This is a genomic window from Pseudomonas sp. JC1203 (assembly GCF_056175065.1).
This window is the reverse complement of record NZ_JBWCAM010000016.1, coordinates 111651-136041: the sequence shown is the minus strand read 5'-3', so window position 1 is coordinate 136041 and position 24391 is coordinate 111651. Positions and strand designations below refer to the sequence as shown.

Annotated in this window: 21 protein-coding genes and 1 pseudogene; 19 read left to right on the top strand and 3 right to left on the bottom strand. The window is 64.4% G+C overall.

The features are described from left to right. The first annotated feature begins 32 nt into the window (after positions 1 to 32). The 5 genes and pseudogenes from AC0SZ7_RS22765 to AC0SZ7_RS22745 all read left to right on the top strand — a co-directional run bounded on the left by AC0SZ7_RS22765 (position 33) and on the right by AC0SZ7_RS22745 (position 4788). The gene (locus AC0SZ7_RS22765; RefSeq protein ID WP_475506475.1) at positions 33 to 647 is read left to right on the top strand and encodes a biliverdin-producing heme oxygenase; all 615 of its coding nucleotides are present in this window, start codon (positions 33 to 35) and stop codon (positions 645 to 647) included. A 58-nt stretch (positions 648 to 705) separates the two neighbouring features. Beyond that, positions 706 to 1101 (top strand): YbaN family protein, encoded by a 396-nt coding sequence (locus AC0SZ7_RS22760; protein ID WP_475506474.1) that lies wholly within the window; start codon positions 706 to 708, stop codon positions 1099 to 1101. Between the two features lie 107 nt (positions 1102 to 1208). Continuing rightward, a pseudogene (locus tag AC0SZ7_RS22755) lies at positions 1209 to 2489 on the top strand (methyl-accepting chemotaxis protein); the annotation flags it as partial. A gap of 102 nt (positions 2490 to 2591) precedes the next feature. Beyond that, the gene (locus AC0SZ7_RS22750; RefSeq protein ID WP_475506525.1) at positions 2592 to 3347 is read left to right on the top strand and encodes a methyl-accepting chemotaxis protein; all 756 of its coding nucleotides are present in this window, start codon (positions 2592 to 2594) and stop codon (positions 3345 to 3347) included. Between the two features lie 79 nt (positions 3348 to 3426). Then, positions 3427 to 4788, top strand: coding sequence for a CoA transferase (locus AC0SZ7_RS22745; RefSeq protein ID WP_475506473.1), 1362 nt, complete (start codon positions 3427 to 3429; stop codon positions 4786 to 4788). Between the two features lie 93 nt (positions 4789 to 4881). On the opposite strand, the gene arcD (AC0SZ7_RS22740) is transcribed toward AC0SZ7_RS22745, so the two are convergent. Next, positions 4882 to 6309 (bottom strand): arginine-ornithine antiporter, encoded by a 1428-nt coding sequence (gene arcD / locus AC0SZ7_RS22740; protein WP_475506472.1) that lies wholly within the window; start codon positions 6307 to 6309, stop codon positions 4882 to 4884. A 427-nt stretch (positions 6310 to 6736) separates the two neighbouring features. Between arcD (AC0SZ7_RS22740) and arcD (AC0SZ7_RS22735) the strand changes: the two genes are divergently transcribed. The 14 genes from arcD (AC0SZ7_RS22735) to AC0SZ7_RS22670 all read left to right on the top strand — a co-directional run bounded on the left by arcD (AC0SZ7_RS22735) (position 6737) and on the right by AC0SZ7_RS22670 (position 22162). Then, positions 6737 to 8164 (top strand): arginine-ornithine antiporter, encoded by a 1428-nt coding sequence (gene arcD / locus AC0SZ7_RS22735; RefSeq protein ID WP_475506471.1) that lies wholly within the window; start codon positions 6737 to 6739, stop codon positions 8162 to 8164. A 31-nt stretch (positions 8165 to 8195) separates the two neighbouring features. Continuing rightward, positions 8196 to 9452: an arginine deiminase gene (arcA, locus tag AC0SZ7_RS22730; protein ID WP_475506470.1), complete on the top strand. Its 1257-nt coding sequence runs from the start codon at positions 8196 to 8198 to the stop codon at positions 9450 to 9452. A 27-nt stretch (positions 9453 to 9479) separates the two neighbouring features. After that, on the top strand, positions 9480 to 10490 hold the full coding sequence (locus tag AC0SZ7_RS22725) for an ornithine carbamoyltransferase (protein WP_475506469.1): 1011 nt from the start codon (positions 9480 to 9482) through the stop codon (positions 10488 to 10490). Between the two features lie 114 nt (positions 10491 to 10604). After that, the gene (arcC, locus tag AC0SZ7_RS22720; protein ID WP_475506468.1) at positions 10605 to 11534 is read left to right on the top strand and encodes a carbamate kinase; all 930 of its coding nucleotides are present in this window, start codon (positions 10605 to 10607) and stop codon (positions 11532 to 11534) included. A gap of 60 nt (positions 11535 to 11594) precedes the next feature. Next, positions 11595 to 11966 carry a DUF5064 family protein gene (locus AC0SZ7_RS22715; RefSeq protein ID WP_475506467.1) on the top strand — a complete coding sequence of 124 codons (372 nt, stop codon included), beginning with the start codon at positions 11595 to 11597 and terminating at the stop codon, positions 11964 to 11966. A gap of 116 nt (positions 11967 to 12082) precedes the next feature. Then, positions 12083 to 12484: an MbcA/ParS/Xre antitoxin family protein gene (locus AC0SZ7_RS22710; RefSeq protein WP_475506466.1), complete on the top strand. Its 402-nt coding sequence runs from the start codon at positions 12083 to 12085 to the stop codon at positions 12482 to 12484. Further along, positions 12484 to 13164, top strand: a complete 681-nt coding sequence (locus AC0SZ7_RS22705; RefSeq protein ID WP_475506465.1) for an RES family NAD+ phosphorylase — start codon at positions 12484 to 12486, stop codon at positions 13162 to 13164. The genes AC0SZ7_RS22710 and AC0SZ7_RS22705 overlap by 1 nt, the downstream gene beginning before the upstream one ends. 137 nt (positions 13165 to 13301) lie before the next feature. Further along, positions 13302 to 14810 carry a sigma-54-dependent transcriptional regulator gene (locus AC0SZ7_RS22700; protein WP_475506464.1) on the top strand — a complete coding sequence of 503 codons (1509 nt, stop codon included), beginning with the start codon at positions 13302 to 13304 and terminating at the stop codon, positions 14808 to 14810. Between the two features lie 288 nt (positions 14811 to 15098). After that, positions 15099 to 15476, top strand: coding sequence for a glycine cleavage system protein GcvH (gene gcvH, locus AC0SZ7_RS22695; protein ID WP_475506463.1), 378 nt, complete (start codon positions 15099 to 15101; stop codon positions 15474 to 15476). 10 nt (positions 15477 to 15486) lie between these two features. Then, positions 15487 to 18336, top strand: a complete 2850-nt coding sequence (gene gcvP, locus AC0SZ7_RS22690) for an aminomethyl-transferring glycine dehydrogenase (protein ID WP_475506462.1) — start codon at positions 15487 to 15489, stop codon at positions 18334 to 18336. Positions 18337 to 18477: 141 nt separating this feature from the next. After that, entirely contained in the window at positions 18478 to 19854 is a 1377-nt protein-coding gene (locus tag AC0SZ7_RS22685) for an L-serine ammonia-lyase (protein ID WP_475506461.1), read from the top strand. A gap of 28 nt (positions 19855 to 19882) precedes the next feature. After that, on the top strand, positions 19883 to 21004 hold the full coding sequence (gene gcvT / locus AC0SZ7_RS22680; protein WP_475506460.1) for a glycine cleavage system aminomethyltransferase GcvT: 1122 nt from the start codon (positions 19883 to 19885) through the stop codon (positions 21002 to 21004). A 370-nt stretch (positions 21005 to 21374) separates the two neighbouring features. Beyond that, entirely contained in the window at positions 21375 to 21587 is a 213-nt protein-coding gene (locus AC0SZ7_RS22675; RefSeq protein WP_007931076.1) for a cold-shock protein, read from the top strand. Positions 21588 to 21676: 89 nt separating this feature from the next. Beyond that, complete coding sequence (locus AC0SZ7_RS22670; protein WP_475506459.1) at positions 21677 to 22162, top strand: RDD family protein; 486 nt, start codon at positions 21677 to 21679, stop codon at positions 22160 to 22162. Positions 22163 to 22212: 50 nt separating this feature from the next. Here AC0SZ7_RS22670 and lptG read toward each other — a convergent pair whose 3' ends face one another. Both lptG and lptF read right to left on the bottom strand, forming a co-directional pair. Next, positions 22213 to 23274, bottom strand: a complete 1062-nt coding sequence (gene lptG / locus AC0SZ7_RS22665) for an LPS export ABC transporter permease LptG (RefSeq protein WP_475506458.1) — start codon at positions 23272 to 23274, stop codon at positions 22213 to 22215. Continuing rightward, a complete protein-coding gene (gene lptF, locus AC0SZ7_RS22660) occupies positions 23267 to 24382 on the bottom strand; it encodes an LPS export ABC transporter permease LptF (protein ID WP_475506457.1) in 1116 nt (371 codons plus the stop codon). Before lptF ends, lptG begins: the two co-directional genes overlap by 8 nt. Positions 24383 to 24391 lie beyond the last annotated feature (9 nt).

Below are 24391 nucleotides of genomic sequence, written 5' to 3'. Positions count from 1 at the left end.
GGCAGCCATTCCCTTTTTTCAGGATCCTGCATATGAGTGCCATCGAAACCAACGCCGCCCCAGCGGCCGAGCAGCCGGCCCTGCGCTCGCTGCGCCTGCGCCAGGCCAGCGCCGTGCTGCACGACGAACTGGAACACGCCGTGGGTGCCCACGCGCCGTTCGAAAGCCGTGAAAGCTACGGCCGTTTCCTGCAGATGCAGTACCTGTTCCAGTCCGAGCTCAAGGGCCTGTACACCGACCCGGAGCTGAACCAACTGTTCCCCGACCTGGCCTCGCGCTGCCGCGCCGACGCCGCCCTGGCCGACCTTGCCGACCTGGGCCTGAGCGTGCCGGCCGCCGTGCCCGGCGCCCTGGAAAACCCCAACCGCGCCACTGCCCTCACCTGGATCCGCGTGTCGGAAGGCTCCAAGCTGGGCGCCGCCATTCTGATCAAGCGTGCCGAGGCCATGGGCTTGAGCGAAACCTTCGGTGCCCGCCACCTGGCCGAGCCCGAAGGCGGCCGCATGCGCGGCTGGAAAGCCTTCAACGCGATCTTCGACGCCCTGCCCTTCACCCCCAGTGAAGAAGCCGACGCCGATCGGGCCGCGGTTGACGCCTTTGCGCGCCTGCAAATACTCTTGCAGCACACGTATTCCGCTCACGCTTGAGTCGACACCGGCCGGTGGCATGCCACCGGCCGGCGAACACCTTTTACACGCTGATCCCATGACCCGCCCACTGCCCTCCAAAACCGCGCGCATCCTGTTTGGCCTGCTCGCCTATGTCAGCCTGGGCATTGGCCTGGTGGCCATCGTCATTCCCGGCCTGCCCACCACCGAATTCATCCTGCTGGCCGCCTGGGCCGCCACCCGCAGCTCGCCGCGCCTGAGCGCCTGGCTGGAAAACCATCGCCTGTTCGGGCCCATCCTCAGCAACTGGCGCAACGGCAAGATCGTCGCCCGCCGGGCCAAGGTCAGCGCCACCCTGAGCATGCTCGCCTGCTCGGTGATCATGCTGCTGACGCTCAAGCTCGCCTGGCCGGTGTTCGCCGCCATCGGCTGCATGCTGGTGGTGAACCTGTGGATTTGGTCGCGCCCCGAGCCTTCTGTCAAAAATATTTAAAGTTAGGCGCGTATACGCCGATCTCCCGGTATCGCTGAAGTGCTTCGGCGGGCGGGGTCGTGCTCGACCCCCGCTGTCCCGGCTGGTCAACTTGTGAGTGCGCGCCCATGTTCGACAACCTTTCGATACGCTTGAAAATAGTACTGCTGGCTGGCCTTTGCCTATTGGGCGTGGCGGGCTTGATCGTCGGGATAAACCTGTACCAGACCAACCAGAACGATGCGCTGGTCAGTGCTTCCAGCCGCAAGATGCTGACCGAAAGCGTCCAGAATTTATTACAGACCAAGGCCGCAGAAAAAGCCGCGCAAATGCAGAAGACCTTCGGCGACAACCTGCTGGTGGCCAATGCCGCCGCCGACCAGATCATGGGCCTGCGCGCCCTGGCCGTGAAGCGCGGGCTGCCGCCGGCGGCCCTGCGTGAAGAGCTCAACCAGGCGCTGAAAGCGGTGTTCGAGCGCAACCCGAAAGTGCTGGGCGTGTGGACCTCGTTCGAGCGCCAGGCACTGGACGGCCACGACACCGAGTTCGTCAACGATGACAAGCGCACCTCCAACGAAAGCGGGCGCTTCGCCCCTTACTGGAGCCGTGCCAACGGCACCGCGCTGAACACCGTCACCTCCGAAGGTGACATGAACAAGACCGAGCTGAACCTCACCGGCACCCCGTACAACATTTGGTACACCTGCGCCCGTGACAGCGGCAAGCCGTGCCTGCTGCAACCCTACACCGACACCGTGGGCAACAAGCTGATGCTGATGACCAGCATCGCCGTGCCGCTGCTGGACCAGGGCAAGGTAGTGGGTGTGGTAGGCGTGGACCTGGCGCTGGACTCGCTGCAGACCTCGGCGGAAAAAGCCCAGGGCGACCTGTTCAATGGCGCCGGGCGCATCATGATCGCCTCCACCGCCGGCGCCCTGGCAGCCAACAGCGGCGACGCCAGCCTGCTGGGCAAGAAAATCGACCAGGTGCTGGGCAGTGACGGCAGCGAGATCATGCGCCTGATCGCCAGCAACCAGGCCAAGGTGCTGAAACAGGGCGACACCATCCGCGCCGTGTACCCCGCAGCGCCGATCACCGACGGCACGCCGTGGGGCGTGATCATCGACCTGCCAGAGAAGGTATTGCTGGCCGACTCGGTGAAACTGCAGGGCGTGCTCGACGCTGCCCAGACCCGCGGCACCATCACTGCGATCCTGGTGGGCATCGCCGCCACCCTGGCCGGCCTGGTGCTGATCTGGCTGACCGCCAGCGGCGTGACCCGCCCGATCAACAGCGTGGCGGCCATGCTCAAGGACATCGCCAGCGGCGACGGTGACCTGACCCAGCGCTTGAAATACACCAAGAAGGATGAACTGGGCGAGCTGGTGAGCTGGTTCAACCGCTTCCTCGACAAGCTGCAACCCACCATCGCGCAGATCAAGCAAAGCGTCACCGACGCCCGCAGCACCGCCGACCAGTCTTCGGAAATCGCCCGCCGCACCAGTGACGGCATGCAGGTGCAGTTCCGCGAGATCGACCAGGTAGCCACCGCTTCCAACGAAATGAGCGCCACTGCCCACGATGTCGCCAACAGCGCGTCCAACGCCGCCAGCGCCGCTCGTGGCGCCGACCAGTCGGCCAAGGACGGCATGTCGATCATCGAGCGCAGCACCCGCGACATCAACCTGCTGGCCGAGGAAGTCAGCAAGGCGGTAAGCGAAGTCGAGACCCTGGCGGTGAACAGCGAGCAGATCGGCAGCGTGCTGGAAGTCATCCGCAGCATCGCCGAGCAGACCAACCTGCTGGCCTTGAACGCCGCCATCGAGGCTGCCCGCGCCGGTGAAAGTGGCCGTGGCTTCGCCGTGGTGGCCGACGAGGTGCGCAACCTGGCCAAGCGCACCCAGGACTCGGTGGAAGAGATTCGCCACGTGATCGAGCGCATTCAAAGCGGCACCCGTGGCGTGGTGCAGACCATGCACTCCAGCCACGCCAAGGCCCAGGAAAACGCCGGGCAGATTCACCAGGCCGTACAGGCGCTGGGCAAGATCAGCCAGGCGGTGACGGTGATCAGCGACATGAACCTGCAGATCGCCAGCGCCGCCGAGGAGCAGAGCGCGGTGGCCGAAGAAGTGAACCGCAATGTCTCGGCCATTCGCACGGTGACCGAAACCCTGACCGGCCAGGCCACCGAATCGGCCCAGGTGAGCAGCCAACTGAACGCGCTGGCCACCCAGCAGATGAAATTGATGGATCAATTTCGCGTTTGACGGTCAAACCCTGTGTATTGTTGCTGCAATGCACAGGGACTGTCGCCACACGGTCCTTTACCTTGGAGGGCCGTTCGTGATGTCTGAATTACTCGCCAGTTTTGCCCAGGCGCTGCACCTGCCACTGGAGCAATTGCCTGCCGTCAGCTTCCCCGGCATGGGCGCCCTGCCCTCCACCTTCGCCGTCAGCGACTTCGCCAGCGCCAGCATCGCCGCCGCAGGCCTGGCCGCAGCCGACCTCCTGCGCCTGCAAGGGCATGCCGTGGACAGCATCAGCGTCGACCGCCGCCTGGCCTCGTTCTGGTTCGCCAGCAGCCTGCGCCCCATGGGCTGGGCGCCAGCGCCTGCGTGGGACCCGATAGCCGGCGACTACGCCACCCGCGATGGCTGGATTCGCCTGCACACCAACGCCCCGCATCATCGCGCGGCAGCCTTGCAGGTGCTGGGGCCGTGCGCGGACCGCGACAGCGTGGCCGCGGCGGTCAGCCAGTGGCAGGCCGAGGCGCTGGAGCGCGCCATGGTCGAGGCCAACGGCTGCGCGGCGCAGATGCTGCAATTGGGGCAATGGGCCGACCACGCACAGGGCCAGGCCGTGGCCGGCGAGCCGCTGGTGCACGTTGAATCGGGCGCCGCGCAGGCTATCCAGCCGTGGCGCGGCAGCCGCGCGCAACCGCTGGCCGGGGTCAAGGTGCTGGACCTCACGCGCATTCTTGCGGGGCCGGTGGCCACGCGCTTTCTCGCCGCGATGGGCGCCGACGTGCTGCGCATCGACCCGCCGGGCTGGGAAGAGCCGTCGCTGGCACCCGAAGTCACCCTGGGCAAACGCTGCGCGCGCCTGGACCTGCGCGACAGCCTTGACCGCATCAGCTTCGAACGCCTGCTGGCGCAAACCGACATCTTCGTGCATGGCTACCGTGCCGATGCCCTGGAGCGCCTGGGCTTTACCCCTGAGCGCTTGCGCGAGTTGAACCCGGGCCTGATCGACATCAGCCTGAATGCCTACGGCTGGAGCGGCCCATGGCGCAACCGGCGCGGCTTCGACAGCCTAGTGCAGATGAGCACCGGCATCGCTGCCGCCGGCCAGCAATGGCGCCAGGCTGACAAGCCGGTGCCGCTGCCGGTGCAGGCGCTGGACATGGCCACCGGCTACCTCGCTGCAGCCGCCGCCATCAGTGGCCTGCGCGAACGCCTGGCCAGCGGCCGCGGCAATGCGGCGCGGTTGTCATTGGCGCGCACCGCCAAGGCGCTGATAGACCACGGCCAGGTCACCACCGACCTGCCCCTGGCGGCCGAAACCGGCGCCGACCTGGCCAGCCAGATCGAACACACCCCCTGGGGCCCGGCCCAGCGCCTGACGCCACCGCTGGCCATCGCCGGCGCGCCCATGCAATGGGCCTGCCCCGCCGGGCAGCTGGGCGCCAGCCCTGCGAGCTTCAGCTGAACTTCAGCGCAGTCTTTGTGGGAGCTGGCTTGCCAGCGAGCTTTACGGGGGCGAAAAAATCGCTGGCAAGCCAGCTCCCACAAAGGCCATTGCTCACAACGCCAACACCCCGCTATACAACCCATACGCCGCCAACCCGGCCCCCACCAGCACCGCCGCGAATATCAGCTTCTCCCACCCCGTGAACAACGGCTGCCCCTGCTCGCGCTTCGCCTTGGCGAACAGAATCACCCCCGGCGCGTACAGCAGCGCCGACAGCAGCAGGTACTTCAGCCCACCCGCGTACAGCAGCCAGACCGCATAAAGCAGCGCCACTGCCGCTATCAGCAGGTCACGCTGGCGCAGCGCCGCCCGCCCTTCGTACGTCTCGCCCCGCCCCGCCAGCAGCACGGCATAAGCCGCCGACCACAGGTACGGCACCAGAATCATCGATGACGCCAGGTAGATCAGGCTGGTGTAGGTACCCGCCGACACCAGGGTGATCAGCAGGAACAGCTGGATCATCACATTGGTCATCCACAGCGCGTTCACCGGCACGCCGTTGGCGTTTTCCCTTTTCAGGAAGCGCGGCATGGTGTCGTCACGCGCGGTGGCGTAGAGGATTTCCGCGCACAACAACGCCCAGGACAGCAGCGCGCCCAGCAGCGACACCGCCAGCCCCAGGCTGATCAGCAGCGCCCCCCAGCGCCCGACAATATGCTCCAGCACTGCCGCCAGCGACGGGTTCTGCAGGCCGGCCAGCTCACTTTGGGTCATGACCCCCAGGCTCAGCACATTCACCAGCACCAGCAGCGCCAGCACGCCCAGGAACCCCAGCACCGTGGCCTTGCCCACGTCTGCGCGGCGCTCGGCACGCCCCGAATACACGCTGGCGCCCTCGATGCCGATGAACACGAACACGGTCACCAGCATCATGTGCCGCACTTGCTGCATCACGCTGCCGAGGCTGGGGTTGCCGGCGCCCCAGATATCCTGGGTGAAGATATCGGCCTTGAACGCCACGGCGGCAATGACGATGAACATCACCAGCGGCACCACTTTGGCCACGGTGGTGACCTGGTTGATGAATGCCGCCTCCTTGATGCCCCGCATCACCAGGAAATGCACCGCCCACAGCAACAGCGACGCACAGCCAATGGCCAATGGCGTGTTGCCCTGGCCGAACGCTGGAAAGTAGTAGCCCAGCGTGCTGAACAGCAGCACGAAATACCCGACGTTGCCCAACCAGGCGCTGATCCAGTAACCCCAGGCCGACGAGAAGCCCATGTAGTCGCCAAAGCCAGCCTTGGCATAGGCGTACACCCCCGAGTCCAGCGCCGGCTTGCGGTTGGCGAGGTTCTGGAACACGAAGGCCAGCATCAGCATGCCCACGGCCGTGATGCCCCAGCCGATCAGCACCGCGCCCACCTCCGCACGCTCGGCCATGTTCTGCGGCAGCGAGAAGATGCCGCCGCCGATCATCGACCCCACCACTAACGCAATCAACGCGCCCAATCGCAACTTCTGTGCTGGTTCCGCCATGCCGCTCTCCCCTCTGGCTAGTTGGGCCGTCCTCGCGCAGTTAAATATATAACCTGGCGCTTCGCCGATCTTTTTAAGACTAAAAGAATATGACCTTAATCGCCACGGGAACTATAGAAAGATAGGCAGCTAATTAAAACCTCGTACGTTTTTTTACAGAGCACACGAATGGGAAAATTTCGCACTAAAAAGTTGCGAATTCGAAAAACGGGACTAATTTGAAATCTCTCGGCAGCGCCTCTGCACGGCGCACCTTCGCATGGAAGCCCCGCAGCACAAGGCTTCAGTGCGACCGAGATTCATCTTTCCGCAATAAAAACGAACTTCCATAGCAACATGGAATATAGCCATTAGATGACCTGGATCATGCTCGAAGGTTAGGACCGGACTTACCCTATCGCCTCTTCTCCTGGACTGGAGTCAAGCAATGTCAGCAGCTAACGACAAACTAAGGCTAGGCGCGTTGGTAGCGCTGGTCGTGGGTTCGATGATTGGTGGCGGGATATTCTCACTGCCGCAAAACATGGCCGCTAGTGCCGACGTGGGGGCTGTATTGATTGGCTGGGCGATCACCGCCGTGGGCATGTTGACCCTGGCTTTCGTGTTCCAGACCCTGGCCAATCGCAAGCCTGACCTGGACGGCGGCGTGTATGCCTACGCCAAGGCCGGCTTCGGCGACTACATGGGCTTTTCGTCGGCATGGGGCTACTGGATCAGCGCCTGGCTGGGCAACGTCGGCTACTTCGTGCTGCTGTTCAGCACCCTGGGCTATTTCTTTCCGGTGTTCGGCGAGGGCAACACCCCGGTCGCCATCATCTGCGCCTCCATCCTGCTGTGGGCCGTGCATTTCCTGGTGCTGCGCGGCATCAAGGAAGCCGCATTCATCAACCTGGTGACCACCGTCGCCAAGGTGGTGCCCCTGCTGCTGTTCGTGCTGATTGCGCTGTTCGCCTTCAAGCTGGACATCTTCACCGCAGACATCTGGGGGCGCATGAACCCCGACCTAGGCAGCGTGATGAACCAGGTGCGCAACATGATGCTGGTGACCGTCTGGGTGTTCATCGGCATCGAGGGCGCGAGCATTTTCTCGGCCCGCGCCGAAAAACGCTCGGACGTGGGCAAGGCCACGGTCATCGGCTTCATCACCGTGCTGCTGTTCCTGGTGCTGGTGAACGTGCTGAGCCTGGGCATCATGACCCAGCCTGAACTCGCCAAGCTGCAGAACCCGTCCATGGCCGCAGTGCTGGAGCATGTGGTGGGGCATTGGGGCGCGGTGCTGATCAGCGTCGGCCTGATCATTTCGCTGCTGGGCGCGCTGTTGTCCTGGGTGCTGCTGTGCGCCGAGATCATGTTCGCCGCCGCCAAGGACCACACCATGCCGGCCTTCCTGCGCAAGGAAAACGCCAACCAGGTGCCGGTCAACGCGCTGTGGCTGACCAACGCCATGGTGCAGATATTCCTGGTGATCACCCTGTTCTCGGCCAGTACCTACCTGTCGCTGATCTACCTCGCCACCTCGATGATCCTGGTGCCCTACCTGTGGTCGGCGGCCTACGCCCTGCTGCTGGCAGTGCGCGGCGAAACCTACCAACAGGCCCTGGCGGAGCGCAGGAAAGACCTGTTCATCGGTGCCATCGCACTGATCTACGCCATCTGGCTGCTGTACGCCGGCGGGGTCAAATACCTGCTGCTGTCGGCGCTGCTGTATGCCCCCGGCGCGATTCTGTTCGCCAAGGCCAAGCGCGAGCTCGGCCAACCCGTTTTTACCAACGTGGAGAAATTGATATTCGCCCTGGTGATCGTCGGTGCCCTGTTCGCGGCCTATGGGCTGTATGACGGGTTTTTAACGCTTTAACCCTTGTTTGTGAATCTGGAGGAACACCGCAATGTCCACGGAAAAAATCAAATACGGCGTGCATTCCGAAGCAGGCAAGCTGCGCAAGGTAATGGTCTGCTCCCCAGGCCTTGCCCACCAGCGCCTCACCCCCAACAACTGCGATGAACTGCTGTTTGACGACGTGCTCTGGGTGAACCAGGCCAAGCGCGACCACTTCGATTTCGTGACCAAGATGCGCGAGCGTGGCATCGACGTGCTGGAAATGCATAACCTGCTGACCGATATTGTCGGGCAACCCGAAGCCCTGGACTGGATACTGTCGCGCAAGGTGGTACCCAACCAGGTCGGCGTCGGCCTGGTGGATGAGGTGCGCAGTTGGCTGCGCAGCCTGGAGCCGCGCAAGATCGCCGAATTCCTGATTGGCGGTGTGTCGGCCGACGACCTGCCCGACAGCTTCGGTGGCAAGACCATCCAGATGTTCCGCGATTTCCTCGGCCATTCCAGCTTCATCCTGCCGCCCCTGCCCAACACCCAGTTCACCCGTGACACCACCTGCTGGATCTACGGCGGCGTGACGCTGAACCCCATGTACTGGCCGGCGCGCCGCCAGGAAACCCTGTTGACCAGTGCCATCTACAAGTTCCACCCCGAGTTCACCGATGCCGACTTCCAGGTGTGGTACGGCAACCCCGACGAGGACCACGGCAGCGCCACCCTGGAGGGCGGCGACGTGATGCCCATCGGCAACGGCGTGGTGTTGATCGGCATGGGCGAGCGTACGTCGCGCCAGGCCATCGGCCAGCTGGCGCAGAACCTGTTCAAGCACAAGGCCGTGGAGCGGGTGATCGTCGCCGGCCTGCCCAAGTCCCGCGCCGCCATGCACCTGGACACCGTGTTCAGCTTCTGCGACCGCGACCTTGTGACCATCTTCCCGGAAGTGGTGAAACAGATCGTCGCCTTCACCCTGCGCCCCGACGACAGCAAGCCGGGCGGCATCGATATTCACCGCGAGGAAAAATCCTTCCTCGACGCCGTGGCCGAGGCGCTCAAGCTCAAGGCCCTGCGCGTGGTGGAAACCGGCGGCAACAGTTTCGCCGCCGAGCGCGAACAATGGGACGACGGCAACAACGTGGTGGCCGTGGAGCCTGGCGTGGTCATCGGCTACGACCGCAACACCTACACCAACACGCTGCTGCGCAAGGCCGGCATCGAGGTCATCACCATCAGCGCCGGCGAGCTGGGCCGCGGCCGTGGCGGCGGCCACTGCATGACCTGCCCGATTATCCGCGACCCAATCGACTACTGATCGACCCTGTGCCAAAGGAGATCCATCATGGCTTTCAACATTCGCAACCGCAGCCTGCTCAGCCTGGAACACCACACCACCCGCGAGCTGCGTTACCTGCTGGACCTGTCCCGTGACCTCAAGCGCGCCAAGTACACCGGTACCGAACAGCAGCACCTCAAGGGCAAGAACATTGCGCTGATCTTCGAGAAAACCTCGACCCGCACCCGCTGCGCCTTCGAGGTGGCCGCCTACGACCAGGGCGCCAATGTCACCTACATCGACCCCAATTCGTCGCAAATCGGCCACAAGGAGAGCATGAAAGACACCGCCCGCGTGCTGGGGCGCATGTACAACGCCATCGAGTACCGCGGCTTCAAGCAGGAGATTGTCGAGGAACTGGCGAAGTACGCCGGCGTGCCGGTGTTCAACGGCCTGACCGACGAATACCACCCCACGCAGATGATCGCCGACGTGCTGACCATGCGCGAGCACAGCGACAAGCCGCTGCATGACATCAGCTACGCCTACCTGGGCGATGCGCGCAACAACATGGGCAACTCGCTGCTGCTGATCGGGGCGAAGCTGGGCATGGACGTACGCATCGCCGCGCCCAAGGCGCTGTGGCCCCATGACGACCTGGTGGCGCGCTGCAAGCAGTACGCCGAGGAGAGCGGCGCACGCATCACCCTCACCGAAGACCCGAAAGCGGCAGTGAAAGGCGTGGACTTCGTGCACACCGACGTCTGGGTGTCCATGGGTGAACCGGTGGATGCCTGGGGCGAGCGCATCAAGCAGCTGCTGCCCTACCAGGTGAACGCCGAGCTGATGAAAGCCACCGGCAACCCGCGGGCCAAATTCATGCACTGCCTGCCGGCGTTCCACAACTCCGAGACCAAGGTGGGCAAGCAGATTGCCGAGCAGTACCCGCACCTGGCCAACGGCATCGAGGTAACCGACGACGTGTTCGAGTCGCCGGCGTGCATCGCCTTCGAGCAGGCGGAAAACCGCATGCACACCATCAAGGCGATCCTGGTGGCCACTCTGGCGGACCTGTAGACACCCGCGTAGCAGCTGCCGCCAGGCTGCGTCCGAACGCACGACCGAGGTGCCTGCGGACGCAGCCTTCGGCAGCTGCTACGAGGGATCATTTGCTGACGAGAGGAATTTTCCATGCGTATCGTCGTTGCACTGGGCGGTAACGCCCTTCTGCGCCGTGGTGAACCCATGACCGCCGACAACCAGCGCGCCAATATCCGCATTGCCACCGAACAGATCGCCAAAATAGCCCCCGGCAACGAACTGGTGGTGGCCCACGGCAATGGCCCGCAGGTAGGCCTGCTGTCGCTGCAGGCGGCCGCCTACACCTCTGTCACGCCCTACCCGCTGGACGTGCTGGGCGCCGAGACCGAAGGCATGATCGGCTACATGATCGAACAGGAACTGGGCAACCTGCTGGGCTTCGAAGTGCCATTCGCCACGCTGCTTACCCAGGTGGAAGTGGACCGCGACGACCCGGCCTTCCAGAACCCCACCAAGCCCATTGGCCCGGTGTATTCCAGGGAAGAGGCCGAGCGCCTGGCCGCCGAAAAAGGCTGGAGTATCGCCGCCGATGGCGACAAGTTCCGCCGCGTGGTGGCCAGCCCCAAACCCAAGCGCATCTTCGAGATCCGCCCGATAAAATGGTTGCTGGAGAAGGGCAGCATCGTCATCTGCGCCGGTGGCGGCGGCATCCCCACCCTGTATGGCGAAGGCCGCAAGCTGCAAGGCGTGGAAGCAGTGATCGACAAGGACCTGTGCTCGGCGCTGCTGGCCGAACAGCTGGACGCCGACCTGCTGGTGATCGCCACCGACGTGCAAGCTGCGTTCATCGACTGGGGCAAGCCCACCCAGAAAGGCATCGCCCAGGCCCACCCCGACGCCATCGAACAACTCGGCTTTGCCGCCGGTTCCATGGGGCCCAAGGTGCAGGCGGCCTGCGAGTTCGCGCGCAACACCGGCAAGGTGGCAGTGATCGGCTCACTGGCCGACATCGACGCCATTGTCCAGGGCAGCGCCGGCACACGCATCAGCACCGCCACCCCGGGCATCAGCTACCAGTAGTCGAACCTGAGGATGGGCCGCAGGGTCTATCCTCTACTTTTTCCGTGAAGGAGCCCCGCCATGGCCCAGTTCGAACCCGGTCACCTGCACATCCAGCGCACCGCGCTGCAGCCCAGCGACTTCAGCTACGACATCAACCTCCATTACCAGGTGCTGCACGAGGCCAGCCGCGGCAAATACGTACAGTTCGACGTTGAAGGCCACATCAACGACAAGACCTTCAAGGACCAGTTCGAACTGGGCAAGGACGACTGGTACAACTTCGCCAGCGCCGCCGACCACATCGCCCGCAAGAACGGCCTGCCCACCTCCAGCGTGCTGTCGCTGTCGATGCACAGCCATTACGACGCGGTGTTCGAAGATATTCGCAGCAAGATTGGCGCGCAGTCGGGGGATGCAGTGTCGCCCGAGCATCTTGACCCCCACGCGTGAGTGGGAAGCGCTTGGCAGGAATGTCGGACCTTGCCTTCATCCGGATATGAATTATCTAATTTAATTCATTCGCATCGGGAGTATGATTATTTCACCAGTCATATTCGGAGAAGGCCATGGACTCCTCGGCCCCCTTGAAACACCCCGCCAGCGACAACGCTGAAATGGGTCGAGTGGCGCTTACGTTCTTCTTCAACCTGATGGAGCACTGGCAATGCACGGCCGACCAGCAGCGCGTGCTGCTGGGTAGCATCGGCAACACCACCTACTTCAACTGGAAAAAACGCCCAACCGTGCGGCTGCCGCATGACACCCTGGAGCGTATTTCCTACCTGATGGGCATTCACAAAGCCCTGCGCATTCTGTTCAGCAACCAGCCGGAACGCAGCCATGAATGGCCCCGGCTGGCGAATTCGGCAGCGCCGTTCAACGGTCGCTCCGCATTGGACTATATGCTCGGTGGCCGCGTGGTGGACCTGGCTGATGTACGGCGCTACCTCGACGCAGTGCGCGGCTGATGACGACACCTGTCTGGCCCGACTGGAATCAAGCCTTCCGTATCGTCAACAGCGCCTTTCCGCCCATCAGTGTCTTCGAAGACACCCTTGACCCTGCAGACCTGGAAACAGCGTTCCTCATCGAGGGCCTGACCAACGATCGCTTGTGTGATGAAGCGGGCCAGATCCAGCGTGTCTCCCCGCAAGACCGAATCTGCGGGCCAGGGTCCACGCCTGTCATGGCTGCCTTCACCCACATCGGCCGGGCGAGCCGCTACACCGATGGAAGTTTCGGCGTTTACTACTGTGCCAATGCGATTGAAGCGGCAATCGCCGAGACTCGTCATCACCAGGAAGCGTTCTGGCGCGCCACCGCGCAAGAAAGCATCGAAGTGACCATGCGGACTTACATCAACAAGGTCACCAAACCTCTGGTCGATGTGAGAGACCGCAAGGACTTTCATGCCCCGGATGCGTCAAGCTACCCCACGACCCAGGCTTTCGTCCGCAAGCAAAGGGATGAACAGGCATGGGGCGTGCTTTATCGCAGCGTGCGTTCCCCGCAACATGAATGCGTGGCGGCCTTGCGCCCACCGGCCCTATCCCTTGCCACGCAAGGCCCTCATTTCCGGTATTGCTGGGAAGGCAGATCGCAAACCTTCAGCCACGTACTCGAAGTTCGAGAATTCCCCAACCTGTAGCAGCGGCCACAGGCCGCGTCCCAGGCGCCCCATCGAATACGCCAGGACGCAGCCTTCGGCAGCTGCTACGGGGGTGCGCGATGCGGTCGAGAAAAGGCATACTCGCCCTCCCTGCTGTCCAGACCCCTTGCCCGCCCATGCGCATTCACGTCAGTTTCATCGATCGAGTTGGTATCACCCAGGAAGTGCTGGCCCTTTTGGGGGCGCGCAATCTCAACCTCGATGCCGTGGAGATGGTGCCGCCCAACGTCTACATCGATGCGCCGACGCTGAGCCCCAAGGTGCTCGACGAATTGCGCGAGGCGCTGCTGAGCGTGCGCGGCGTGCAGAATGTCAGCGTGGTGGATATTCTTCCCGGCCAGCGCCGGCACCTGCAGCTGGACGCGCTGCTGGCGGCCATGACCGACCCGGTGCTGGCCCTGGACAGTGCCGGCAACGTGCTGCTGGCCAACCCGGCGCTGATCAGCCTGTATGGCCGCGAGCCTGCCGGCGAGTCGGTGACCGAGCTGTTCCGCGACCCCAACCTGCTCGACACGCTGCTGGACCAGGGCTTCCGCCTGCCGCTGCGCGAAGTCAGCGTCAACGGCGAGACCCTACTGCTGGACGCCACGCCGATTACCGACGCCGGCGCCCTGCTGACCCTTTACCCGCCCAACCGCATCGGCGAGCGGTTGGCGGCGCTGCACCACGACCACGCCGAAGGTTTTGACTCGTTGCTGGGCGATTCGCCGCCCATCCGCACCCTCAAGGCGCGCGCCCAGCGCGTGGCGGCGCTGGACGCGCCGTTGCTGATACAGGGCGAGACCGGCACCGGCAAGGAATTGGTGGCCCGCGCCTGCCACGCCATCAGCGCGCGCCATAGCGCTCCCTTCCTGGCACTGAACTGCGCGGCATTACCGGAGAACCTCGCCGAAAGCGAACTGTTCGGCTACGCCCCGGGCGCCTTCACCGGCGCCCAGCGTGGCGGCAAGCCGGGTTTGATGGAACTGGCGCACCAGGGCACCGTATTTCTCGACGAAATTGGCGAGATGTCGCCATACCTGCAGGCCAAGCTGCTGCGTTTTCTCAACGACGGCAGCTTCCGCCGCGTGGGGGGCGACAAGGAAGTGAAGGTCAATGTGCGCATCCTCAGCGCCACCCACCGCGACCTGGAGAAGATGGTCAGCGAGGGCGCGTTTCGCGAAGACCTGTTCTACCGCCTCAACGTGCTCAACCTCGACGTGCCGCCCCTGCGCGAACGCGGCCAGGACATCCTGCTGTTGGCGCGCTCGTTCATGCAGCAGGCCTGCACACAGATCCAGCGCCCCATCTGCCGCCTGGCGCCGGCCACCTACCCGGCGCTGCTGGGCAACCGCTGGCCGGGCAACGTGCGCCAGTTGCAGAACGTGATCTTCCGCGCGGCGGCCATCTGCGAAGGCTCGCTGGTGGACATCGGCGACCTGGACATCGCCGGTACCGCAGTGGCGCGGCACACCAGCGACGGCGAAGTGGCCAGCCTGGAGCAGGCCGTGGGCGACTTCGAAAAGGCCCTGCTGGAGAAGCTGTACGCCAATTTCCCCTCAACCCGCCAGTTGGCCACGCGGTTGCAGACCTCGCACACAGCCATTGCCCATCGCCTGCGCAAGTACGGAATCGGCGGCAAATAAACTCCGGAATGATATCGCTACACCGTAGCGATATCATTCCACCTGGTTTCCGAGGCCCATTCCCAAGGGCCTGATCCTCCTACGCTTTTTTTCTCGGAAAGCCCCGTAGCGATTTCGCTACAGACGCAACCTGCCGATTGCCACCAGAATTCGCTAAAACCCTGATTTCAAAGGCCAAAACCAAGGTTGGCAACGAACTTGCTATGTAACCGGCAGACCCCGTCCGGTGCCCTGCCCCGGACACATCCATTGCGTAGGCCAGCCGTCATCTGGCCCCGAGGAGTTTCCATGAGCGAATTGCGTTTTACTGTCGAACACGAATGGCTGCGCGTTGAAGCGGACGGCAGCGTTACGGTCGGCATTACCCCCTTTGCCCAGAACGCCTTGGGTGACGTGGTATTCGTGCAATTGCCGGAACTGACCACCTACGCCAAGGATGCCGAAGTCTCGGTGCTGGAATCGGTGAAGGCCGCCAGCAGCATCAACATGCCGCTGGACGGCGAAGTCGTCGAAGTGAACAACGAACTCGACGCCAGCCCCGAGCTGGTCAACGAAGACGCACTGGGCGCCGGCTGGTTCTTCCGCTTCATCCCGGCTGACGCCGGCCAGGTCGCCGAGCTGCTGGACCAGCAGGCCTACGACAACCTGATCGCCGCCCAGGCCTGAGGACTCGACGATGACCACAGCGCTGAACACCACCAACGAATTCATCGCCCGTCACATCGGCCCACGCGCCGCCGACGAGCAGGCCATGCTGGCCACCCTGGGCTACGACAACCTCGACGCGTTGACCGCCAGTGTCATCCCCGACAGCATCAAGGGCACCGCCGTGCTCGACCTGCCGGCCGGCCAGGGTGAAGCCGAGGCACTGGCCGCCATCAAGGCCATCGCCGCGCAGAACCAGCTGTTCAAGACCTACATTGGCCAGGGCTACTACAACTGCCACACCCCGGCGCCGATCCTGCGCAACCTGCTGGAAAACCCGGCCTGGTACACCGCCTACACCCCGTACCAGCCGGAAATTTCCCAAGGCCGCCTGGAAGCACTGCTGAACTTCCAGACCCTGATCAGCGACCTCACCGGCCTGCCCATCGCCAACGCCTCGCTGCTGGACGAAGCCACCGCCGCCGCCGAAGCCATGACCTTCTGCAAGCGCCTGAGCAAGAACAAGGGCAGCCACCGCTTCTTCGCCTCTGCCCACTGCCACCCGCAAACCCTGGACGTGCTGCGCACCCGTGCCGAGCCCCTGGGCATTGAAGTGGTAGTGGCCGACGAGGCCCGGCTCGATGACGTCAGCGAGTACTTCGGCGCGCTGCTGCAGTACCCGGCCAGCAACGGTGACATCTTCGACTACCGCGCGCTGGTGGAACGCTTCCACGCCGCCAACGCCCTGGTGGCCGTGGCCGCCGACCTGCTGGCCCTGACCCTGCTGACCCCGCCAGGCGAGTTCGGCGCCGACGTGGCCATTGGCAGCGCCCAGCGCTTCGGCGTGCCACTGGGCTTCGGCGGCCCGCACGCGGCCTACTTCTCCACCCGCGACGCGTTCAAGCGCGACATGCCCGGCCGCCTGGTGGGCGTGTCCATCGACCGCCACGGCAAGACCGCCCTGCGCCTGGCCATGCAAACCCGCGAGCAGCACATCCGCCGCGAGAAGGCCACCAGCAACATCTGCACCGCCCAGGTGCTGCTGGCCAACATCGCCAGCATGTACGCCGTGTACCACGGCCCGGCCGGCCTGGTGCAGATTGCCCGCCGCACCCACACCCTGACCGCTATCCTGGCCCAGGGCCTGGCCGCCATGGGCGTCAAGGTCGAGCAGCAGCACTTCCTCGACACCCTGACCCTGGCCACCGGCAGCGCCACCGCCGAGCTGCACGCCAACGCCCGCGCCGCCGGCCTGAACCTGCGTGAAATCGACGCCCAACGCCTGGGCCTGTCGCTGGACGAGACCACTCGCCAGGCCGACGTCGAAGCCATCTGGGCCCTGTTCCCAGGCCAGCAACCAGCGTTCGACGCCCTGGCTGCCAGCGTTGCCGAAGCCCTGCCGGCCGGCTTGCTGCGCCAGTCGCCGATCCTCGCCCACGAAGTGTTCAACCGCTACCACTCCGAAACCGAGCTGATGCGCTACCTGCGCAAGCTGGCCGACAAGGACCTGGCGCTGGACCGCACCATGATCCCGCTGGGCTCGTGCACCATGAAGCTCAACGCTGCCAGCGAGATGATCCCCATCACCTGGCCGGAATTCGGCAGCCTGCACCCCTTCGCCCCGGCCGAGCAGAGCAAAGGCTACCAACTGCTGACCGACGAGCTGGAAAGCATGCTGTGCAAGGCCACCGGCTACGACGCCGTTTCGCTGCAGCCCAACGCCGGCTCCCAGGGTGAATACGCCGGCCTGCTGGCCATTCGCGCCTACCACCACAGCCGTGGCGACGAGCGCCGCGATATCTGCCTGATTCCTTCGTCGGCCCACGGCACCAACCCCGCCACCGCCCACATGGCCGGCATGCGCGTGGTAGTGACCGCCTGCGACGAGCGCGGCAACGTCGACATCGAAGACCTGCGCGCCAAGGCCATCGAGCACCGCGAGCGCCTGGCCGCAATCATGATCACCTACCCGTCCACCCATGGCGTGTTCGAGGAAGGCATCCGCGAGATCTGCGCCATCGTCCACGACAACGGCGGCCAGGTGTACATCGACGGCGCCAACATGAACGCCATGGTCGGCCTGTGCGCCCCGGGCAAGTTCGGCGGCGACGTTTCGCACCTCAACCTGCACAAGACCTTCTGCATTCCCCATGGCGGTGGCGGCCCGGGCGTTGGCCCGATCGGCGTCAAGTCGCACCTGGCACCGTTCATGCCCGGCCACGGCACCATGGCCCGCAAGGAAGGCGCCGTCTGCGCCGCACCGTTCGGCAGCGCCTCGATTCTGCCGATCACCTGGATGTACATCCGCATGATGGGCGGCGAAGGCCTCAAGCGCGCCTCGCAGCTGGCCATCCTCAACGCCAACTACATCTCGCGCCGCCTGGAAGAGCACTATCCTGTGTTGTACACCGGCAGCAATGGCCTGGTGGCCCACGAGTGCATCCTGGACCTGCGCCCGTTGAAGGACAGCAGCGGCATCAGCGTCGACGACGTGGCCAAGCGCCTGATCGACTTCGGCTTCCACGCCCCGACCATGTCGTTCCCGGTGGCCGGCACGCTGATGATCGAGCCGACCGAAAGCGAATCCAAGGCTGAACTGGACCGTTTCTGCGACGCCATGATCCGCATCCGCGAAGAGATTCGCGCAGTGGAAAGCGGCGCCCTGGACAAGGACGACAACCCGCTGAAAAACGCGCCGCACACCGCTGCCGAACTGGTGGGCGAGTGGGCCCACGCCTACAGCCGCGAGCAGGCGGTGTACCCGTTGGCGTCGCTGGTGGAAAGCAAGTACTGGCCGCCGGTAGGTCGCGTCGACAACGTGTTCGGCGACCGCAACCTGGTGTGCGCCTGCCCGTCGATCGAGGCGTACCAGGACGTTTGAGGAAATTGCCTGGGGGCACCCTGCCCCCATCGCAAGGATTGACGATTGTGGGAGCTGGCTTGCCAGCGAGATTTTTGCGGCGCCGAAAAGCTCGCTGGCAAGCCAGCTCCCACAATGCCCGCAAGGCTCTGGAGAACTTGTATGTCCCTAAGCGTTTTCGACCTCTTCAAGATCGGCATCGGCCCCTCCAGCTCCCACACGGTGGGCCCCATGCGCGCCGCCGCGCGCTTCGTCGAGGGCCTGCGCCGCGACGACCTGCTGCTGGCCACCGCCACCGTCAAGGCCGAGCTGTACGGCTCGCTTGGCGCCACCGGCAAGGGCCATGGCAGTGACAAGGCGGTACTGCTGGGCCTGGAAGGCTCGCACCCCGATACCGTCGATACCGCCACCGTGGACGCCCGCCTGCAGGGCATCCGCGCCAGCGGCCGCCTCAACCTGCTGGGCGAGCACAGCATTGCCTTCGTCGAAAAACAGCACCTGGCGATGATCCGCAAACCCCTGCCCTTCCACCCCAACGGCATGATCTTCCGTGCCCTGGACGAACATGGCCTGGAGATTCGCAGCCGCGAGTACTATTCGGTGGGCGGTGGCTTCGTGGTGGACGAAGGCGCGGCGGGGGCCGACCGTATTGTCGAAGACACCACGGTGCTGCCGTTCCCGTTCAAGACCGGCAAGGAACTGCTGGCCCATTGCGCGGCGCAGGGCATGACCATCAGCCAGCTGATGCTGGCCAATGAAAGCGCCTGGCGCCCGGAAGCCGAGACCCGCGCCGGCCTGCTGAACATCTGGCAGGTGATGCAGGACTGCGTGGAAGCGGGTTGCCGCAACGAGGGCATCCTGCCGGGCGGGCTGAAGGTCAAGCGCCGGGCTGCGGCGCTGTACCGCCAGCTGTGCAAGAACCCCGAGGCGGCGCTGCGTGACGCGCTGTCGGTGCTGGACTGGGTCAACCTGTACGCCCTGGCGGTGAACGAGGAAAACGCCTTCGGTGGCCGCGTGGTCACTGCGCCCACCAACGGCGCGGCGGGTATCGTGCCGGCGGTGCTGCATTACTACATGCGCTTCGTGCCCGGTGCCACCGAGGACGGCGTGGTGCGCTTCCTGCTCACCGCCGCTGCCATCGGCATCCTGTACAAGGAAAACGCCTCCATTTCCGGCGCCGAAGTGGGCTGCCAGGGTGAGGTCGGCGTTGCCTGTTCCATGGCGGCGGGCGCCCTGTGCGAAGTGATGGGCGGCACCGTGCAGCAGGTCGAAAACGCCGCCGAGATCGGCATGGAACACAACCTGGGCCTGACCTGCGACCCCATTGGCGGGCTGGTGCAGGTGCCCTGCATCGAGCGCAATGCCATGGGCTCGGTGAAGGCCATCAACGCCGTGCGCATGGCGTTGCGCGGCGACGGCGTGCACTACGTGTCGCTGGACAAGGTTATCCGCACCATGCGCCAGACCGGCGCCGACATGAAAAGCAAATACAAAGAGACCGCCCGTGGCGGCCTGGCCGTCAACATCATCGAGTGTTGAGGCACCCCTTCGAATTCAGGAGTCAACGATGTCCGAAGCACTGCTACATACCCCGCTGCACGCCCTGCACCTGGAACTGGGTGCACGCATGGTGCCCTTCGCCGGCTATGACATGCCGGTGCAATACCCGCTGGGCGTGATGAAGGAACACCTGCACAGCCGCGAACAGGCCGGCCTGTTCGACGTGTCGCACATGGGCCAGATCCGCCTGGTGGGCAGCGACGCCGCCAAGGCCCTGGAAACCCTGGTGCCGGTGGACATTGTCGACCTGCCCGTGGGCATGCAGCGCTACGCCATGTTCACCAACCAGCAGGGCGGCATCCTCGACGACCTCATGGTCGCCAACCTGGGCGATGACACCCTGTTTCTGGTGGTGAACGCCGCCTGCAAGGACCAGGACCTGGCCCACCTGCGCGCCCACATCGGCGACCGCTGCCAGATCCAGCCGCTGTTCGAGGAACGCGCCCTGCTGGCCCTGCAAGGCCCCGCCACAGTCACCGTGCTGGCCCGCCTGGCGCCGCAGGTGGCGCAGATGACCTTCATGCAATTTGCCCCGGTGCAGCTGCTGGGCGTGGACTGCTACGTCAGCCGTTCGGGCTACACCGGTGAAGACGGCTTCGAGATATCGGTGCCGGCCGCCAGTGCCGAGGCCCTGGCGCGCCGCCTGCTGGCCGAACCGGAAGTGGCCGCCATCGGCCTGGGCGCACGCGATTCGCTGCGCCTGGAAGCCGGCCTGTGCCTGTACGGCCACGACATGAACGAGCAGACCACGCCCATCGAGGCCAGCCTGTTGTGGGCCATCTCCAAGGCCCGCCGCGCCGACGGCGCGCGTGCGGGTGGCTTCCCTGGCGCTGCTACGGTATTTGCGCAGCAGCAGGAAGGCGTGGCCCGCAAGCGCGTTGGCCTGCTGCCCCAGGAACGCACCCCGGTGCGCGAAGGCGCCGAGATCGTCGATGACAGCGGCGCCATCATCGGCACGGTCTGCAGCGGTGGCTTCGGGCCTACCCTGGGCGGCCCGGTGGCCATGGGTTACGTCGACACCGCGCACGCCGCGCTGGACACCCCGCTGTGGGCCATCGTGCGCGGCAAGAAGGTGGCGATGAAGGTCAGCAAAATGCCGTTCGTGCCGCAGCGCTACTACCGCGGCTAAGGCCCGCTGGAATGGCAGCCCGCGGGGCTGTCATTCTGCGGACACGTGGATGGTGTTCTATTCGATTTCGAACTGGCGTTAGACCATTCGAAAATACCTGAATGAATCAGTCGGAAAACCCCGTAGGAAAAGGCTCGAACGGTCGTCAAAAAGGTGGAAAAGCTGCGTAGGTCAGGGCTTGTTTTTCTGGCTGAAGTTAGCGTAGAGTTTCCTCACTGTGTTTGCATGGGTCGCTATGGTTCGTGACCTGGGCAGTAGCTCTGAGTATTGCTACAACCCGTTCGACGTCTCTTACTTTCCTGCAACCAGCCCAGTATCTCTTTCACCTGAAAGAAGCTGTCATTAATTCAAGTTCCAAGGAAATAAGAAAATGTCCCAACGTCAGAGCGGTACCGTCAAGTGGTTTAACGACGAGAAAGGTTTTGGTTTTATCACTCCAGAAAGCGGTCCGGATCTGTTCGTGCACTTCCGCGCTATTCAGGGCAACGGCTTCAAGAGCCTGAAAGAAGGCCAAAAAGTGACTTTCATCGCCGTTCAAGGCCAGAAAGGCATGCAAGCTGACGAAGTTCAAGCCGAAGGCTGATTCGTCCAGTTGCGAAAAAAGCCCCTGCCGGGAACGCCAGGGGCTTTTTTGTGCCCGCGATTCGCTCGCACCCCCACGGAGAGCCAAGGATGACCCGACGACTGACCCCACAAGGCGACTTCGCCCCTGCCGCCTTTGGCCGGCGCATGGCCGCGGTGCTGTATGACTTCCTGCTGTGCATTGCCCTGCTGATGGTGACCACGCTGGTGTACAAGCTGGTCATGATGGCGTTCATCGGCGAGGCGCGCCTGCGGGCGCTGTCAGAGGCCGGTGCGCTGGATGGCGACCCGCTCCTGTCGACCCTGTTGTTCTGCGCCCTGTTCGCCTTCTTCGCCAAGTTCTGGATGCACGCCGGGCAGACCCTGGGCATGCAGGTGTGGGGCGTGCGCGTGCAGAACGCCGACGGCACCGCCATCAGCCTGTGGCAGGCGCTGCTGCGCTTCGTCGTCGCCATCGGCTCGTGGCTGTGCTTCGGCGCGGGGTTCTGGTGGGCGCTGGTGGACAAGCAGAAACGCGGTTGGCATGACCTGTATTCAGGCACGCAGCTGGTGCACATCCCCAAGAAGGCCCGCTGACAGGCATAAAAAAACCGACCCAAGGGTCGGTTTTTTCATGGCGCCAAGGCTTAGCCAGCGCGGCGCAGCAACCACCAGCCCACCACCGCACACACCAGCGACGGGATGACCACCGCCAGCAGCGGCGGGAAGCCGAACACCAGGCTGGACGGGCCCAGCAGGTCCTGGACGATGCGGAAGGTGAAACCTACCAGCACCCCGGTGAACACACGCTGGCCCAGGGTTACCGAACGCAGCGGGCCGAAGATGAACGAGATCGCCATCAGCACCAGCGCGGCAGTCACCAGCGGTTGCAGGATCTTGGTCCAGAACGCCAGCCAGTAGGTGGAGTTGCGCAGGCCCTGGTCCGACAGGTAGTGGATGTAGCTCCACAGCCCGGTGATGGACAGCGACTCGGGCGCCATCACCACGGTGCTCAGCAGTTGTGGGGTGACGGTCACGTCCCACTCTTCGGTGGCGTTGTTGATCACCTCGGTGCGGTCATCGTGGAACACCGTGGTGGCGACGTCGGTGAGGTTCCAGTGGCCATCGGCGTACTGGGCCTTCTTGGCGAAGCTGGCGGTCTTGATGTGGCGCTCGTTGTCGAAGGTGTAGCGGGTCACGCCATACAACAGGCCGGCAGGCTGCACGGTGTTGATGTGGATGAACTGCTCGCCTTCGCGGTGCCACAGGCCATGACGGCCGCTTTGCGCGTCGCCGATGCCCTGGGCCAGGGAACGGTCGGCCTGGGCCTTGGCCTCGGTCACCGGGGCCACGTATTCGCCCACCAGCAGGCCGCACACCATCAGCACCAGCATGGGCTTCATCACCGCCCAGACGATGCGCGACACCGACACGCCGGCGGCACGCATGATGGTCAGCTCGCTGTTGCTGGCCAGGGTACCCAGGCCGATCAGGCAGCCGATCAGCGCCGCCATCGGCAGCATGTCGTACAGCCGCCGCGGCGCGGTCAGCAGTACGAACCAGGCCACGTCGGTGAGGCCGTAGGTAGGGCTGATGTCGCCCATCTCGTCGATGAAGGCGAACAGGGTGGCCAGGCCGAGGATAACCCCCAGCACCGCCAGGATAGCCAGCAGCACACTGCTGCCGATGTACCGGTCGAGCTTAACCATGGGCCACCTCCGTCGCCGCGCGACGGCTGGCCAGTTTCAGGCGCAGCGGCTCCCAGTACATCAGGCCCAGGCCAATGGCCAGGAACAGCCCGTGCACCCACCACAGCCCCAGGGAGGAGTGGATCTTGCCTTTTTCCATGGCCCCGCGCGCGGAGATCAGGATGGTCAGATACGCCATATACAGAAGAATCGCCGGCAGCAGTTTCAGGAAGCGGCCCTGGCGCGGGTTGACCCGCGACAGCGGCACGGCCATCAGGGTCACGATGAACACCAGCAGCGGCAGCGACAGGCGCCACTGCAGTTCGGCGGCGTCGTTGACCTCGCCGGAGAACAGCTTGGAGCTGGGGATAGCGTCGCGGTCGGTGACTTCTTCACTGACCTCGGGCTTGGGCAGCATCACGCCGTAGGTGTCATATTTGATTGCGCGGTAGTCGGCCTGGCCGGGAATACCGTCGTAGCGGAAACCGTTGGTCAGGATCAGGTAGCGGCTGCCGTCGGGGCGGCGGTCCTGGCGGCCCTTCTCGCCCAGCAGCAGGGTGATGCCGCGGTCCTTGGCGTCCTGGCCCAGGCGCTTCTGCGAGATGAACACGCCGCCCAGGTTGATGCGGTCGTCGCTCATGCTCTCGGTGTAGGTCACCCGACTTTCGTCGCGCAGGGCCTGGAAGCGGCCCGGTTCGAGGGTGTCGAACTCGGTCATGGCGTCCTGCTGGTTCAGCACCTGCGAGAACTGCTGGGCACCCAGGGGCGCCAGGCTCAGGCTCAGCCAGGCGACGATGATGGCCACCAGGGCGGCAGGCGCCATGGTGATGGCCAGCAGGCGCTGCTGGCTCATGCCGGTGGCGGCCAGCACGGTCATTTCGCTTTCCAGGTACAGCCTGCCGTACGACAGCAGGATGCCCAGGAACAGGCCCAGCGGCAGGATCAGCTGCAGGAAGCCTGGCAGGCGGTAGCCCATGATGAGGAACAGCACGCCCGGGTCGAGGGCGCCGGAAGCGGCCTGGGCCAGGTACTTGACGAAGCGCCCGCTCATGATGATCACCAGCAGCACCGCGCTGACGGCACTGAGGGTGAGCATGACTTCGCGGGACAGATAACGGAAGACGATCAAACCGGACAC

What these genes read in the sequence shown, in the direction of transcription:
- AC0SZ7_RS22710 (WP_475506466.1), top strand. Translation starts at nt 12,083, where the DNA reads ATGGACTCCTCGGCCCCCTTGAAACACCCCGCCAGCGACAACGCTGAA.
- gcvT (WP_475506460.1), top strand. Translation starts at nt 19,883, where the DNA reads ATGTCCGAAGCACTGCTACATACCCCGCTGCACGCCCTGCACCTGGAA.
- arcD (WP_475506472.1), bottom strand. Translation starts at nt 6,309, where the DNA reads ATGGCGGAACCAGCACAGAAGTTGCGATTGGGCGCGTTGATTGCGTTA.
- AC0SZ7_RS22715 (WP_475506467.1), top strand. Translation starts at nt 11,595, where the DNA reads ATGGCCCAGTTCGAACCCGGTCACCTGCACATCCAGCGCACCGCGCTG.
- AC0SZ7_RS22750 (WP_475506525.1), top strand. Translation starts at nt 2,592, where the DNA reads ATGCAGGTGCAGTTCCGCGAGATCGACCAGGTAGCCACCGCTTCCAAC.
- AC0SZ7_RS22760 (WP_475506474.1), top strand. Translation starts at nt 706, where the DNA reads ATGACCCGCCCACTGCCCTCCAAAACCGCGCGCATCCTGTTTGGCCTG.
- AC0SZ7_RS22675 (WP_007931076.1), top strand. Translation starts at nt 21,375, where the DNA reads ATGTCCCAACGTCAGAGCGGTACCGTCAAGTGGTTTAACGACGAGAAA.
- AC0SZ7_RS22705 (WP_475506465.1), top strand. Translation starts at nt 12,484, where the DNA reads ATGACGACACCTGTCTGGCCCGACTGGAATCAAGCCTTCCGTATCGTC.
- AC0SZ7_RS22725 (WP_475506469.1), top strand. Translation starts at nt 9,480, where the DNA reads ATGGCTTTCAACATTCGCAACCGCAGCCTGCTCAGCCTGGAACACCAC.
- gcvP (WP_475506462.1), top strand. Translation starts at nt 15,487, where the DNA reads ATGACCACAGCGCTGAACACCACCAACGAATTCATCGCCCGTCACATC.
- arcC (WP_475506468.1), top strand. Translation starts at nt 10,605, where the DNA reads ATGCGTATCGTCGTTGCACTGGGCGGTAACGCCCTTCTGCGCCGTGGT.
- AC0SZ7_RS22670 (WP_475506459.1), top strand. Translation starts at nt 21,677, where the DNA reads ATGACCCGACGACTGACCCCACAAGGCGACTTCGCCCCTGCCGCCTTT.
- lptG (WP_475506458.1), bottom strand. Translation starts at nt 23,274, where the DNA reads ATGGTTAAGCTCGACCGGTACATCGGCAGCAGTGTGCTGCTGGCTATC.
- arcD (WP_475506471.1), top strand. Translation starts at nt 6,737, where the DNA reads ATGTCAGCAGCTAACGACAAACTAAGGCTAGGCGCGTTGGTAGCGCTG.
- AC0SZ7_RS22765 (WP_475506475.1), top strand. Translation starts at nt 33, where the DNA reads ATGAGTGCCATCGAAACCAACGCCGCCCCAGCGGCCGAGCAGCCGGCC.
- AC0SZ7_RS22745 (WP_475506473.1), top strand. Translation starts at nt 3,427, where the DNA reads ATGTCTGAATTACTCGCCAGTTTTGCCCAGGCGCTGCACCTGCCACTG.
- AC0SZ7_RS22685 (WP_475506461.1), top strand. Translation starts at nt 18,478, where the DNA reads ATGTCCCTAAGCGTTTTCGACCTCTTCAAGATCGGCATCGGCCCCTCC.
- gcvH (WP_475506463.1), top strand. Translation starts at nt 15,099, where the DNA reads ATGAGCGAATTGCGTTTTACTGTCGAACACGAATGGCTGCGCGTTGAA.
- AC0SZ7_RS22700 (WP_475506464.1), top strand. Translation starts at nt 13,302, where the DNA reads ATGCGCATTCACGTCAGTTTCATCGATCGAGTTGGTATCACCCAGGAA.
- arcA (WP_475506470.1), top strand. Translation starts at nt 8,196, where the DNA reads ATGTCCACGGAAAAAATCAAATACGGCGTGCATTCCGAAGCAGGCAAG.